The following is a 13,485-nucleotide window of genomic DNA, read 5'->3' on the forward strand; positions in this document are numbered from 1 at the left end:
CCGGCGAAGCCTCAAAGTTCCGCACGCGGGCGGATGGCGTCCCACACAGCGGACGCCAGTTGCGCCTTCGACCCGTGCGGGATAGGCGTCTCGGCGCCGTCGGCGGACAGCAGCCACCCGGCGTTGTCCTCGACCTCGAACGCCCGGCCGTCGCCGACGGCGTTGACGACGAGCCAGTCGCAGCCCTTGCGCGCGAGCTTCGCCCGGCCGTACTCCAGGACGCCGGTCGTGGCGTCGCCGGTCTCGGCGGCGAACCCGACCACGACCTGCCCGGGCCGGCGTGCGGCGACGAGCTCGGCGAGGATGTCGGGGTTGCGGGTGAGCGCGACGGGGTCGGGGTCGCGGTCGGTCTTCTTGATCTTGTGCTCGACGAGGGCGGCGGGCCGGAAGTCGGCCACGGCCGCGGCCATCACGAGCACGTCGGCGGTCCCGGCGACCGCGTGCATGGCGTCGCGCAGCTCGGCGGCGGAGCCGACGCGGACCAGGTCGACGCCCGCGGGGGTGACCAGGTCGGCGGTGTGCGCGGCGACGAGGGTGACGCGCGCGCCGCGCTGGGCGGCCACCCGGGCCAGCGCCCAGCCCTGCCGGCCGGACGAGCGGTTGCCCAGGTAGCGGACGGGGTCGAGCGCCTCGCGGGTGCCGCCGGCGGACACGGCGACGTGCAGGCCCTCCAGGTCGCGCGGCAGCGCGTCGGGGCGCGCCAGCAGCAACCGGGCCAGCTCGACGATCTCGGCGGGCTCGGGCAGCCTGCCCTTGCCGGTGTCCTCGCCGGTGAGCCGCCCGCTGGCGGGTTCGGCGACGACGACGCCGCGCGAGCGCAGCAGGGCCACGTTGGCCCGCGTGGCCGGGTGCTCCCACATCTCGGTGTGCATCGCCGGGACCAGCAGCACGGGGCAGCGCGCGGTGAGCAGCGTGTTGGTGAGCAGGTCGTCGGCGAGGCCGTGGGCGGCCTTGGCGAGGAGGTTGGCCGTGGCGGGGGCGACGACGACCAGGTCGGCGGTCTGCCCCAGCTTCACGTGCGGCACGGAGGGGACGTCCTCGAACACGCCGGCCTGCACGGGCTGCCCGGACAGCGCCTCGAACGTGGCGGCCCCGACGAACCTGAGCGCCCCGTCGGTGGGCACGACGCGCACCGAGTGGCCCGACTCGGTGAGCCTGCGCAGCACCTCGCAGGCCTTGTACGCGGCGATGCCCCCGCCCACCCCGAGGATCACCCTGGGACGGTCGGGGGCACCTTCGGCCCGGGTCACTCGCCTTCGGTGTGCTCGAGGAGGCCCGCGTGGATCTCCCGGAGCGCGATGGACAGCGGCTTCTCGCGCGGGCCCGGCTCGACCAGCGGGCCGACGTACTCGAGCAGGCCCTCGCCGAGCTGCGCGTAGTAGTCGTTGATCTGCCGCGCCCGCTTGGCCGCGTAGATCACCAGCGCGTACTTCGAGCTGACCTGCTCCAGCAGGTCGTCGATCGGCGGGTTGGTAATGCCCTCCGGGGAACCCGACAGCGGGCCCAGCTCGGTGTGCGTGGTCACTCGTCAACGCTCCTGCGGTTGGTGTGTCTGGGGTCGTCCCGTGCCGCTCGACGCGTGGTCGCTCACGCGCCGGGCACCGGGCCGACCACCAAGTTTAGCAAGCTCGTGGCCGCCGACCTCACGTCGGCGTTCACCACGACCTCGTCGAACTCCGGTTCGGCCGCCAGTTCCTCCCTGGCGATCTCCAGCCGGCGGGCCACCACGGCGGGGTCCTCGGTGCCGCGGCCGGTCAGCCGGCCCACCAGGTCCTCCCACGACGGGGGGGCCAGCATGACCAGCTGGGCCTCGGGCATGGCGGCCCTGACCTGGCGCGCGCCCTGCAGCTCGATCTCCAGCAGGGACGGCGTGCCGGACGTCAGCGCGCGTTCGACGGGCGCGCGGGGGGTGCCGTAGCAGTTGCCGGCGAACTCGGCGTGCTCCAGGAGCTCGCCGTTGTCGACCATCTTGCGGAACTCCGGGACGTCCACGAAGTGGTAGTGGACCCCGTCGACCTCGCCCGGCCTCGGCTTCCTGGTGGTCACCGAGACGCTGAAGTGGATGTCGGGTCCCATGCGGCGCAGCTCGGCCAGCACGCTGGACTTGCCCACGCCGGACGGCCCGGAGAGGACGGTGAGGCGGGGCCGGGCGCGTGCGCCCGACCCCGCCCCGGTGCCATCACTCACTCGCCGCTGAACTCGGTGAGCAGCGCCTTGCGCTGCCGCTCACCCAGGCCGCGCAGCCGACGCGACGGAGCGATCTCAAGGCGCTCCATGATCTGCTGCGCACGCACCTTGCCGACGCCCGGAAGCGCCTCGAGCAGCGCGGACACCTTCATCTTGCCAAGGACCTCGTCGCTCTCGGCGGCCTTCAGCACGTCCGTCAGGGTCGTGCCGCCACGCTTGAGGCGCTCCTTGAGCTCAGCCCGAGCGCGACGAGCGGCAGCAGCCTTCTCCAGCGCTGCGGCCCGCTGCTCCTCGGTAAGCTGGGGAAGGGCCACGATTTCCTCCGTGGTGTGGGAATTTCAATTCTGGATCGGTCCCGCGACCGTACCGAGCGCAATTGCCTGGGTACAACGTGGGTCCCAGTCAGGTGAATCTTTCAGCGCCAGTGCGGTGCGGCGGGTGGTAGTAGTACCAACACCCCCCAACAGGCCCGCCACCGCCACCGGTAACGCGGTGCGCACGACCTGTGTGGTATGCGCTCGATGGTGGGTGGACCCGTTGGTGGGTGGACCGTACCAGGCACCGTTTGCGCAGGTGAGCGGACCACGTGAAGCGTGTCGCGATTTGATCGTGATCACATCTCCAGGGAGCGCCGGACCGCGTCCACCGCCGACCGCAAAGATGCGGCCTCGGGGCCGTGCCTGAGCACGTCCCGGGAGGACGCCGGGAGCACCCCGCGCAGTTCCGGGCCGAACACCGCGCGCAGGTCCGCCACGGTCGCGCCCTGCGCGCCGAAGCCCGGCGCCAGGACGTATCCGTGCAGGTCGGAGAGGTCCAGGCCGTGGTCGCCGACGGTCGCGCCGATCACCAGCCCGACGTCGCCGAGCGGGTCGAGGCCGGCGTTCGCGCGGGCCGCCGCGTCCACGACGGACTGCGCGACAGAGCGCCCGTCGGGGCCCGTCGCGCGCTGCACGGAGGCCCCTTCGGGATTGGAAGTCAACGCGAGTGCGAATATTCCGCGACCGTTGGCGGCGGCCGCGTCGAGGGCCGGGGCGAGCGATCCGAACCCGAGGTAGGGCGACACGGTGACCGCGTCGCCGGCCAGCGGCGAGCCCTCGGTGAGGTACGCGGCGGCGTACGCGGCCATCGTCGAGCCGATGTCACCGCGCTTCGCGTCGACCAGCACGAGCGTCCCGCTGCCGCGGAGGTCCGAGATGACGCGTTCCAGCACGGCGACGCCGCGCGACCCGTGCGCCTCGAAGAAGGCGGACTGGGGTTTCACCACCGCCACCCGGCCGCCGAACGCCTCCACGCAGGTCCGGGCGAACCGCTCCAGCCCCGCGACGTCCTGGGTGAGCCCCCAGGACGCCAGCAGGCCCGGGTGCGGGTCGATCCCGACGCACAGCGGCCCGTGCTCCGCGACCGCCGCGCCCAACCGCTCCCCGAACCTCACTCGCCACCCCGCAGGGCCGCCTGGAGGGCCTGGAGGGACCGCACGCCGATGTCACCGCGGATCGCGGCCTCGATGCCGTGCACGGCCGCCGCGGCGCCCTGGATCGTGGTCACGCACGGGATGTCCTTGGCCACCGCCGCGGTGCGGATCTCGTAGCCGTCCACGCGCGGCCCGGCGTTGCCGTACGGGGTGTTGATGACCAGGTCGACGGTGCCGTCGAGGATCGCGTCCACCACGTTGCCGGCGCCCTCGAAGTGCTTGCGGACGACCGTGCACGGGATGCCGTTGCGCCGCAGCACCTCGGCCGTGCCCGCCGTCGCCAGCACCTCGAAGCCCAGGTCGGCGAGCCTCTTGACGGGGAAGATCATGGCCCGCTTGTCCCGGTTGGCCACCGACACGAACACCCGGCCCGAGGTGGGCAGGGAGCCGTAGGAGGCGGTCTGGGACTTGGCGAACGCCATGCCGAACGACACGTCGATGCCCATGACCTCGCCGGTCGACTTCATCTCCGGGCCGAGCAGCGAGTCCACGCCCTTGCCCTCCGGCGTGCGGAACCGGTGGAAGGGCAGCACGGCCTCCTTGACCGCCACGGGGGCGTGCGGGGGCAGCTTGGCGCCGTCGCCGGTCGCCGGCAGCAGGCCCTCGGCGCGCAGGTCGGCCACGGTCGCCCCGAGCATGATCCGGGCGGCGGCCTTGGCGAGCGGCACCGCCGTCGCCTTGGACACGAACGGCACGGTGCGCGAGGCGCGCGGGTTGGCCTCCAGGACGTAGAGCACGTCGTCCTTGAGGGCGTACTGGACGTTGAGCAGGCCGCGCACGCCGATGCCCCGGGCGATGGCCAGGGTGGAGCGGCGGACGTTGTCGATGTCGGTGTCCCCGAGGGTGATCGGGGGCAGGGTGCACGCCGAGTCGCCGGAGTGCACGCCGGCCTCCTCGATGTGCTCCATCACACCGCCGATGAACACGTCCTCGCCGTCGTAGAGGGCGTCCACGTCGATCTCGATGGCGTCGTCGAGGAACCGGTCGACCAGCACCGGGTGCTCCGGGCTGACCTCGGTCGCGCGCTTGATGTAGCCGTGCAGCGAGTCCTCGTCGTAGACGATCTCCATGCCGCGCCCGCCGAGCACGTACGACGGCCGCACCAGCACCGGGTAGCCGATCTCGTCGGCGATGGCCTTGGCCTGGTCGAACGAGGTGGCCGTGCCGTACTTCGGGGCGGGCAGGCCCGCGTCGATCAGCACCTGGCCGAACGCGCCGCGGTCCTCGGCGAGGTGGATGGCGTGCGGCGGGGTGCCGACGACCGGCACGCCCGCGTCGGCGAGGCGCTGCGCGAGGCCCAGCGGCGTCTGGCCGCCGAGCTGCACGATGACGCCCGCGACGGTGCCGGAGCGCCGCTCGGAGTGCACGACCTCCAGCACGTCCTCGAAGGTCAGCGGCTCGAAGTAGAGCCGGTCCGAGGTGTCGTAGTCGGTGGAGACGGTCTCCGGGTTGCAGTTGACCATCACGGTCTCGTACCCGGCGTCGCGCAGCGCCATGGCCGCGTGCACGCACGAGTAGTCGAACTCGATGCCCTGGCCGATGCGGTTCGGGCCGGAGCCCAGGATCAGCACCTTCGGCTTGTCGGGCTGCGCGGTGACCTCGGTCTCGGCGTCGGGGTCCAGCTCGTAGGCCGAGTAGTGGTACGGGGTCTTCGCGGCGAACTCGGCGGCGCAGGTGTCGACGGTCTTGTAGACCGGTCGCACGCCCAGCCGGTGCCGCAGCGCCCGCACACCGTCCTCGCCCGCCAGCTCGTCGCGCAGGGCGGCGATCTGGCGGTCGGACAGGCCGGCCCGCTTGGCCCGGCGCAGCAGGTGCCGGTCGAGCACGGGGGCGGTCTCGATCTCGCGCCGCAGCCCCACCAGCCAGGCGATCTGCTCGACGAACCACGGGTCGATGCCCGACGCCTCGTGGACCTGCTCGATCGTGGCGCCGAGCCGCAGGGCGCGGTCGACGGTGTAGAGGCGCCCGTCGTGGCCCGTGCGCAGGGCGTCCAGGGCGGACTCCAGCGTCCCGTCCGCGCCCGAGGGGTCGGGCAGGGTCCAGAAGCCGGCGGCCTTGGTCTCCATGGACCGCAGGGCCTTGCCGAGCGCCTCGACGAAGCTGCGGCCGATCGACATGGCCTCGCCGACGGACTTCATGGTGGTGGTGAGGGTGCGGTCGGCACCGGGGAACTTCTCGAACGCGAACCGCGGCACCTTCACCACGACGTAGTCGAGCGTCGGCTCGAAGGAGGCCGGGGTCTCGCCGGTGATGTCGTTGCGGATCTCGTCGAGGGTGTAGCCGATGGCGAGCTTCGCGGCGATCTTGGCGATCGGGAAGCCGGTGGCCTTCGACGCCAGCGCGGACGAGCGGGACACGCGCGGGTTCATCTCGATGACGACCATGCGACCGTCGCGGGGGTGCACGGCGAACTGGATGTTGCAGCCGCCGGTGTCCACCCCGACCTCGCGGATGACCGCGATGCCGACGTCGCGCATGTGCTGGTACTCGCGGTCCGTGAGGGTCATCGCCGGGGCCACGGTCACCGAGTCGCCGGTGTGCACGCCCATCGGGTCGATGTTCTCGATGGAGCAGACGACGACCACGTTGTCGTTGCGGTCGCGCATCAGCTCCAGCTCGTACTCCTTCCAGCCGAGCACGCTCTCCTCGATCAGCACCTCGGTGACCGGGGACTCGGCGAGGCCGGTGGCGGCGAGCCGCTCCAGCTCCTCGTCGGTGTGCGCCATGCCCGAGCCGAGGCCGCCCATGGTGAACGAGGGCCGGATGACGACCGGCAGGCCCAGGTCGGCGACGGTCGCGCGGACCTCCTCCATGGACTTGCAGACCGCGCTGCGCGGGACCTCGGCGCCGATCCCGCGCACCAGGTCCTTGAAGATCTGCCGGTCCTCGCCGCGCTGGATGGCGTCGATGTCCGCGCCGATCAGCTCGACGTCGTACTTCTCCAGCACACCCCGCTCGTGCAGGGCGATGGCGGTGTTCAGGGCGGTCTGCCCGCCCAGGGTGGCCAGGATCGCGTCCGGGCGCTCGGCGGCGATGACCTTCTCGACGAACTCGGGGGTGATCGGCTCGACGTAGGTGGCGTCGGCGAACTCCGGATCGGTCATGATCGTCGCGGGGTTGGAGTTGACCAGGGAGACCCGCAGGCCCTCGTCGCGCAGCACGCGGCACGCCTGGGTGCCGGAGTAGTCGAACTCACAGGCCTGGCCGATGACGATCGGGCCGGAGCCGATGACCAGAACGTGCTTGAGATCAGTCCTCTTCGGCATCAGCGACCCTCGCTCATCATCGTCACGAACTCGTCGAACAGCGGTGCGGCGTCGTGCGGACCGGCCGCCGCCTCCGGGTGGTACTGCACGCTGAACGCGGGCACGTCGAGCGCGCGCACGCCCTCCACGGTGCCGTCGTTCGGGCAGAAGTGGCTGAGCTGGACGCGGCCGAAGTCGGAGCCGAACTCCTGCCCCGGCTCGCCCTCCAGCGCGAACCCGTGGTTCTGCGACGTGATGGCCACCTTGCCGGTGGTCACGTCGATGACCGGGATGTTGATGCCGCGGTGGCCGTAGCGCATCTTGTAGGTCTCGCGGCCCAGGGCGCGGCCGAGGATCTGGTTGCCGAAGCAGATGCCGAACAGCGGCGTGCGGCGCTCCAGCACGGCGCGGGTCAGGCCGACGGCGTGCTCCTGGGTGGCCGGGTCGCCGGGGCCGTTGGACAGGAACACCCCGTCCGGGTCCAGCGCGGTGATGTCGTCGATCGTCGAGGTGAGCGGCAGGACGTGCACCTCGATGCCGCGGGCGGCCATCATCCGCGGGGTGTTGGACTTGATGCCCAGGTCCAGGGCGGCCACGGTGAACCGGCGCTCGCCGATCGCCTCGACCACGTAGGGCTCGGCCGTGGTCACGTCGCCCGCGAGGTCCGCGCCCCTCATGCCGGGCGCGGTGCGGACGCGCTCCACCATCTCCGCGTCGGCGCCCAGCTCGTCACCGGAGAACACGCCCGCGCGCATCGCGCCCCGCTCGCGCAGGTGGCGGGTGAGCATGCGGGTGTCGATGCCGGCGACGCCGACGACGCCCTGCCGGGCCAGCTCCTCGTCGAGGCCGCGGCGCGAGCGCCAGTTGGACGGCACGCGGGACGGGTCGCGCACCACGTACCCGGCGACCCAGATGCGGCCGGACTCGTCGTCCTCGTCGTTCCAGCCCGTGTTGCCGATCTGCGGCGCGGTCTGCACCACGATCTGGCGGTGGTAGGACGGATCGGTCAGGGTCTCCTGGTAGCCGGTCATCCCGGTGGAGAACACCACCTCGCCGAGGCTGGCGCCGAGTGCGCCGTAGGCCTCGCCGCGGAACACCCGGCCGTCTTCCAGGACCAGTGCCGCGTTCGTCATCGCTTGCCTCCCAGCGCCTGCACCCACTGCTCGTACACGTCCTTGTCGTCGCCCCGGAACCCGGTGTCGAACACCCGGTCCCCGAGCTGCCAGCGCACGACCAGCAGGCCGTCCGCCGTCATCACCTTGCCCGCGAGACCGCGCGCGGTCCGGGCGCCCTCCACCCGGTCTGCCGGTATCCACAGCGGGCTCGCGCCCGCGCGCTCGACCAGCACGCCCCGCTCGGTGAGCCGCAGGGTGCCCTCGGCGCGGTGCCCGACGTCGCCGACGGCGACCCGGTCCTGCCAGTTGTCGCCGATCGTCGTGCCGACGTAGACGCCGGTCGTCTCCAGCACGGTCGCGCCCGGCTCGGCGGGCGGCGCGGGGAACTCCGGCAGGTCGGCCTGGCGGCGCTTGCGGTTCTGCCAGCCGCGCCACATGCCGTAGAGGCACAGCAGGAAGACGGCCAGCACGGCCAGGGACAGCAGCACGCGGCTCATGCGGGAATCCTCCCGCTGCTCGCCGTCACGCGTCCGCGCAGCACGGTCGCGACGACCCGGGCCGGCAGCTCCATTCCCTCGAACGGGGTGTTGGCGGCGACGCTCGCGAACTCCGCGCCGCGCACCACCCACGTGGCACCCGGGTCGACGAGGGTCAGGTTCGCGGGCTCGCCCACCTCGATCGGGCGTCCCTGGTCGGGCAGGCCCGCGATGGCGGCGGGCCGTTCGCTCATCACCCGCGCCACGCCCCGCCAGTCCAGCAGGCCGGTGTTCACCATGGTCTCCACCACGATGGACAACGCCGTCTGGAGGCCGAGCATGCCGGGACGTGCCGCGGACCACTCGCAGTCCTTGTCCTGGACGGCGTGCGGCGCGTGGTCGGTGGCCACGCAGTCGATGACGCCGTCGGCCAGCGCCCGGCGCAGCGCCTCCGCGTCGGCGGCGGTGCGCAGCGGCGGGTTGACCTTGTTCACCGGGTCGTAGGTGGCCAGGCGCTCGTCGGTGAGCAGCAGGTGGTGCGGGGTGACCTCGGCGGACACCTCCGTCCCGCGGGCCTTGGCCCAGGCCAGCACGTCCGCGGTGCCCGCGGTGGACACGTGGCACACGTGCAGCCGGGCGCCGACCTGCTTCGCGAGGAGGCAGTCGCGCGCCACGATCGCCTCCTCGGCGGCGGCGGGCCAGCCCTGGAGCCCCAGGCGGGACGCCTGCTCGCCCTCGTGGGCCTGCGCGCCGACGGTGAGCCGGGGCTCCTCGGCGTGCTGCGCGACGACGACGTCCAGCGCCTTGCTGTACTCCAGGGCGCGGCGCATGAGCAGCGGGTCGTGCACGCAGTGGCCGTCGTCGGAGAACACCCGGACGCCGGCCTTCGCCATGGTGCCCAGCTCGGCGAGCTTCTCGCCGGCCAGGCCCACGGTGACCGCGCCGACCGGGTGCACGTCGACCAGGCCGACCTCGCGGCCGCGGCGGGCGACGTGCTCGACGACCACCGCGTTGTCCGCGACCGGGTTCGTGTTGGCCATGGCGAACACCGCCGTGTACCCGCCGAGCGCCGCCGCGGCCGAGCCGCTGGCGATCGTCTCGGTGTCCTCGCGGCCGGGTTCGCGCAGGTGGGTGTGCAGGTCGACGAAGCCGGGCAGCAGGACCGCGCCCGCGCCGTCGACCTCCTCGCCCTCCTCGGCGACCTCGCCGATCGCGGCGATCACGCCGTCGCGGACCAGCACGTCGACCGGGTCGCCCTCGCCGTACGGTCGCACTCCCCTGATGATCAAGGGACTCACGCGGTTTCCTCCTCGTGGGCAAGCAGGTGGTAGAGGACGGCCATGCGCACGTGGACGCCGTTGCGCACCTGGTCGGTGATGGCGGCGCGGGGCGAGTCGGCGACCGACGAGGCGATCTCCATGCCGCGCAGCATCGGACCGGGGTGCAGCACCACGGCGTGCTCCGGGAGCAGCCCGAGCCGGTTGTCGTTCAGGCCGTAGGCGATCGAGTACTCGCGGGCCGACGGGAAGAAGTGCCCGTTGCCCCCGGAGCCGGCGGGCCCGCTGTACATCCGCTCCGCCTGCACCCGCAGCAGCATGACGGCGTCCTGGGTGGGCAGCTCGGCGTCCAGCTCGTGCGACACGTGCACGGGCCAGTTCTCCACGCCCGCGGGCAGCAGGGTCGGCGGTGCGACCAGCGTCACCTCCGCCCCGAGGGCGGTGAGCAGGTGCACGTTGGACCGGGCGACCCGGCTGTGCAGCACGTCGCCGACGATCGCGACCCGCTTGTCGCGCAGGTCGCCGAGGCGTTCCCGCAGCGTGGCGGCGTCGAGCAGGGCCTGGGTGGGGTGCTCGTGGGTGCCGTCGCCCGCGTTGACCACGGACGTGCCGACCTCGCGCAGCCAGCCGGCCAGGCGGTGGGCCGCGCCGGACGCCGGGTGCCGCACGACGACGCAGTCCGCGCCGGCGGCGGCCAGGGTCAGCGCCGTGTCGCGCAGGGACTCGCCCTTGTTCACGCTCGACCCGGACGAGGAGACGTTGACCACGTCCGCGCTCATCCACTTGCCCGCGATCTCGAAGCTCACCCGCGTGCGGGTGGAGTTCTCGTAGAACATCGTGACGACCGTGCGACCGCGCAACGTGGGGAGTTTGCGCACCTCACGGCCGTCGAGGGACTGCTTGAGGCTCGCCGCCGTGTCCAGGATCGCGGTCGCCTGGGCCGGGTCGATGCCCTCGGTGGTGAGCAGGTGCTTCACCTCAGCACCACCCCGTCGCGCTGGTCGAACTCCCCCAGCAGCACGTGGACCTCCTCGGTGCGCGCGGTGGGCACGTTCTTGCCCACGTAGTCCGCGCGGATGGGCAGCTCGCGGTGGCCCCGGTCGACCAGCACGGCCAGCTGGACGGCGCGCGGCCGGCCGTGGTCGCGCAGGGCGTCGAGGGCGGCGCGGATCGTGCGGCCGGAGAACAGCACGTCGTCGACCAGGACCACGAGGCGGTCGTCGACGCCGCCCTCGGGCAGCTTCGTCGCCTCCAGCGGCCGCGTCGGGCCCCGGCGCAGGTCGTCCCGGTAGAGGGTCACGTCCAGGGTGCCGGTCGGCACCTCGATACCGCTGAACTCCGCGATCCGCACCGCAAGTCTGCGGGCCAGGGGGGCACCCCGGCTCGGAATCCCCATCAGGACTACTTCGGGTGCGCTGGGTGCATCCAGAGCGGTCTTCTCGATGATCTGATGGGCCATTCGGGCGACGGTGCGCGCGACGTCGCCGGCCGACAGGAGCTCTCGCTCCCCGGCCGGGTCCGTCGCGCCACGTTGACGTGGCGCCACGGTTGGACCTCCTTCCCCGCCTCGCTGGACGGGTCCTTAAAGGACGTCGGACACCCGGCTGCGACCGGGCTGACCAGCACGGTATCAGGCTCGGGCGGTCAATCTTCCGGGTGGTGCGCGTGGTCTCCCCCACCTGGACCCGCGAGATCAGCTTGACCTGGTGACCACGGAGAGCAATCATTACTCTGCGTATTGATCTAAGCCTCCCCGCGGCAGTCCCCTACCGGCTGACGGGGCGAATGAACGGAGAACCGCCACATGGGCGACTACGCCAAGGCGCTGGGGGCAAAGCTCCGCGCGATCCGGCAGCAGCAGGGCTTGTCCCTGCACGGCGTCGAGCAGAAGTCCGGCGGTCGCTGGAAGGCCGTGGTAGTCGGCTCGTACGAGCGCGGCGACCGCGCCGTCACCGTGCAGAAGCTGGCCGAGCTGGCCGACTTCTACGGGGTGCCGGTGGCCGAACTGCTGCCCGAGGGGCGGGTGCCGTCCGGGGCGGAACCCGCCACGAAGATCGTCATCAACCTGGAACGGCTGCAACAGCTGCCGGCGGAGAAGGTCGGGCCGCTCGCGCGGTACGCGGCCACCATCCAGAGCCAGCGCGGTGACTACAACGGCAAGGTGCTGTCGATCCGGACCGAGGACCTGCGGTCCCTCGCCATCATCTACGACATGACGCCGGGCGAGCTGACCGAGCAGCTCATCGACTGGGGCGTGCTGCCCCCCGAGGCCCGGCCCGCCAAGGAGGACTGAAGGCGCGCGAGAACGGCCCGACCCCGTTCGGGGAGGTCGGGCCGTTCTCCCGTGTCCCGGGGGGCGCCTGGAGGACGGCGCTAGAGGACGGCGCGGAGCTGGTCGGCGATGACGGCGATCCGACCCAGCACGCCGTTGACGAACCGCGGCGAGTCGTCCGTGGACAGGCCCTTGGCCAGCTCCACCGCCTCGTCGATCGCGACCGCGTCGGGGACGTCGGCCGCCCAGAGCAGCTCGTAGAGGCCCACCCGCAGGACCGCGCGGTCGACCGCGGGCATCCGCTGGAGGGTCCAGCCCTCGGCGTGCTCGGAGATCAGGTCGTCGATCCGCGCGCGGTGGGCCGTGACACCCTCGACGAGGCTGACCGTGTAGTCGTTCACCGGGGGCACGTCGGTCGAGCCGACGCGCTCGGAGACCAGGGTCACCGCGTCGATGCCCCGCAGGTCCGCCTCGAAGAGGACGTCGACGGCGCGTTTCCGGGCCTTGCTGCGAGCGCCCATCTCAGCCGTTCACGCGGCCCAGGTACCGGCCGTCACGCGTGTCGACCTTGATCTTCTCGCCGGTGGTGACGAACAGCGGGACCTGGATCTCCGCGCCGGTCTCCAGCGTGGCCGGCTTGGTGCCGCCGGTGGAGCGGTCGCCCTGGAGGCCCGGGTCGGTGTGCTGGATGACCAGCTCGACCGAGGTCGGCAGCTCGACGTAGAGGGCGATGCCCTCGTGCACGGCGACGACGGTTTCCTGGTTCTCCAGCATGTAGTTCGCCGCGTCGCCGACCGTCTCGGCCGGGATGCTCATCTGGTCGTACGTGTCCCCGTCCATGAAGACGAAGTCGGTGCCGTCCTTGTAGAGGTAGGTCATCCCGCGCTTGTCCACGGTCGCCGTGTCGACCTTGGTGCCCGCGTTGAAGGTCTTGTCCACCACCTTGCCGGTCAGGACGTGCTTCAGCGTGGTGCGCACGAAGGCGCCGCCCTTGCCCGGCTTGACGTGCTGGAACGCGGTGACGGTCCAGAGCTGGCCGTCGAGGTTCAGCACCAGGCCGTTCTTCAGGTCGTTGGTGGTGGCCACGGTGGTGGGCTCTCCTGTTGCGTAGGTGAGGGGCGAGCGCCGGCGTCGGCCGGCGTTCCGACATCAGACGACCACGAGCTCTTTCGTGGTCGGGGTGAGGAGCTGCGGGGCGCCTGCGCGCACCACGAGCGTGTCCTCGATGCGGACACCACCCCTCCCGGCCGGGTGCGCACCGGGCTCGACGGTGACCGCCATACCGGGCAGAAGTGTACCGGCACCCGCCTTCGGGAGTGCTGGAGCCTCGTGGATCTCCAGGCCGGCGCCGTGGCCGAGGCCGTGCGGGAACCGCTCGCCGTACCCGCCGCCCGGCCGCCCGGCCGCCTGCGAGGCCGCGGCACTCCACTAGATCGCTCGAT

The 13,485-nt window shown here is 72.3% G+C and carries 14 protein-coding genes and 1 pseudogene; 1 reads left to right on the forward strand and 14 read right to left on the reverse strand.

From position 1 onward, the window contains the following. Positions 1-11 precede the first annotated feature (11 nt). The 11 genes from coaBC to pyrR all read right to left on the reverse strand — a co-directional run bounded on the left by coaBC (position 12) and on the right by pyrR (position 11,317). Positions 12-1,214 carry a bifunctional phosphopantothenoylcysteine decarboxylase/phosphopantothenate--cysteine ligase CoaBC gene (gene coaBC, locus J2S66_RS18995; RefSeq protein WP_310308501.1) on the reverse strand — a complete coding sequence of 401 codons (1,203 nt, stop codon included), beginning with the start codon at positions 1,212-1,214 and terminating at the stop codon, positions 12-14. Positions 1,215-1,246: 32 nt separating this feature from the next. Then, positions 1,247-1,525 (reverse strand): DNA-directed RNA polymerase subunit omega, encoded by a 279-nt coding sequence (gene rpoZ, locus J2S66_RS19000; protein ID WP_015103666.1) that lies wholly within the window; start codon positions 1,523-1,525, stop codon positions 1,247-1,249. A 62-nt stretch (positions 1,526-1,587) separates the two neighbouring features. Further along, a complete protein-coding gene (gene gmk, locus J2S66_RS19005) occupies positions 1,588-2,187 on the reverse strand; it encodes a guanylate kinase (RefSeq protein WP_310308503.1) in 600 nt (199 codons plus the stop codon). Next, positions 2,184-2,501, reverse strand: a complete 318-nt coding sequence (gene mihF / locus J2S66_RS19010; protein ID WP_033427832.1) for an integration host factor, actinobacterial type — start codon at positions 2,499-2,501, stop codon at positions 2,184-2,186. The genes gmk and mihF overlap by 4 nt, the downstream gene beginning before the upstream one ends. A 299-nt stretch (positions 2,502-2,800) precedes the next feature. Next, complete coding sequence (gene pyrF, locus J2S66_RS19015; RefSeq protein WP_310308504.1) at positions 2,801-3,619, reverse strand: orotidine-5'-phosphate decarboxylase; 819 nt, start codon at positions 3,617-3,619, stop codon at positions 2,801-2,803. Continuing rightward, a complete protein-coding gene (gene carB / locus J2S66_RS19020) occupies positions 3,616-6,924 on the reverse strand; it encodes a carbamoyl-phosphate synthase large subunit (protein WP_310308505.1) in 3,309 nt (1,102 codons plus the stop codon). The genes pyrF and carB overlap by 4 nt, the downstream gene beginning before the upstream one ends. Then, positions 6,924-8,036 (reverse strand): glutamine-hydrolyzing carbamoyl-phosphate synthase small subunit, encoded by a 1,113-nt coding sequence (gene carA, locus J2S66_RS19025; RefSeq protein WP_310308506.1) that lies wholly within the window; start codon positions 8,034-8,036, stop codon positions 6,924-6,926. Before carA ends, carB begins: the two co-directional genes overlap by 1 nt. Next, positions 8,033-8,515, reverse strand: a complete 483-nt coding sequence (locus tag J2S66_RS19030) for a PH-like domain-containing protein (protein WP_310308507.1) — start codon at positions 8,513-8,515, stop codon at positions 8,033-8,035. Before J2S66_RS19030 ends, carA begins: the two co-directional genes overlap by 4 nt. Next, positions 8,512-9,792 (reverse strand): dihydroorotase, encoded by a 1,281-nt coding sequence (locus J2S66_RS19035; RefSeq protein WP_310308508.1) that lies wholly within the window; start codon positions 9,790-9,792, stop codon positions 8,512-8,514. Before J2S66_RS19035 ends, J2S66_RS19030 begins: the two co-directional genes overlap by 4 nt. Next, positions 9,789-10,748, reverse strand: a complete 960-nt coding sequence (locus J2S66_RS19040; RefSeq protein WP_310308509.1) for an aspartate carbamoyltransferase catalytic subunit — start codon at positions 10,746-10,748, stop codon at positions 9,789-9,791. The genes J2S66_RS19035 and J2S66_RS19040 overlap by 4 nt, the downstream gene beginning before the upstream one ends. Further along, positions 10,745-11,317 carry a bifunctional pyr operon transcriptional regulator/uracil phosphoribosyltransferase PyrR gene (pyrR, locus tag J2S66_RS19045; protein WP_310308510.1) on the reverse strand — a complete coding sequence of 191 codons (573 nt, stop codon included), beginning with the start codon at positions 11,315-11,317 and terminating at the stop codon, positions 10,745-10,747. Before pyrR ends, J2S66_RS19040 begins: the two co-directional genes overlap by 4 nt. 258 nt (positions 11,318-11,575) lie before the next feature. Between pyrR and bldD the strand changes: the two genes are divergently transcribed. Next, positions 11,576-12,064 carry a transcriptional regulator BldD gene (gene bldD / locus J2S66_RS19050; protein WP_015103676.1) on the forward strand — a complete coding sequence of 163 codons (489 nt, stop codon included), beginning with the start codon at positions 11,576-11,578 and terminating at the stop codon, positions 12,062-12,064. A gap of 80 nt (positions 12,065-12,144) precedes the next feature. Here the strand turns inward: bldD and nusB are convergent, their stop codons facing one another. From nusB to J2S66_RS19065, 3 genes and pseudogenes are all read right to left on the reverse strand, one after another. Then, on the reverse strand, positions 12,145-12,564 hold the full coding sequence (gene nusB / locus J2S66_RS19055) for a transcription antitermination factor NusB (RefSeq protein WP_306749216.1): 420 nt from the start codon (positions 12,562-12,564) through the stop codon (positions 12,145-12,147). Position 12,565: 1 nt separating this feature from the next. Then, on the reverse strand, positions 12,566-13,129 hold the full coding sequence (gene efp, locus J2S66_RS19060; RefSeq protein ID WP_310308513.1) for an elongation factor P: 564 nt from the start codon (positions 13,127-13,129) through the stop codon (positions 12,566-12,568). A 63-nt stretch (positions 13,130-13,192) separates the two neighbouring features. Beyond that, positions 13,193-13,462, reverse strand: a pseudogene (locus J2S66_RS19065) (M24 family metallopeptidase); the annotation flags it as partial. Between the last annotated feature and the right edge of the window lie 23 nt (positions 13,463-13,485).

It is taken from the genome of Saccharothrix longispora (assembly GCF_031455225.1).
GTDB classification, from domain to species: domain Bacteria; phylum Actinomycetota; class Actinomycetes; order Mycobacteriales; family Pseudonocardiaceae; genus Actinosynnema; species Actinosynnema longispora.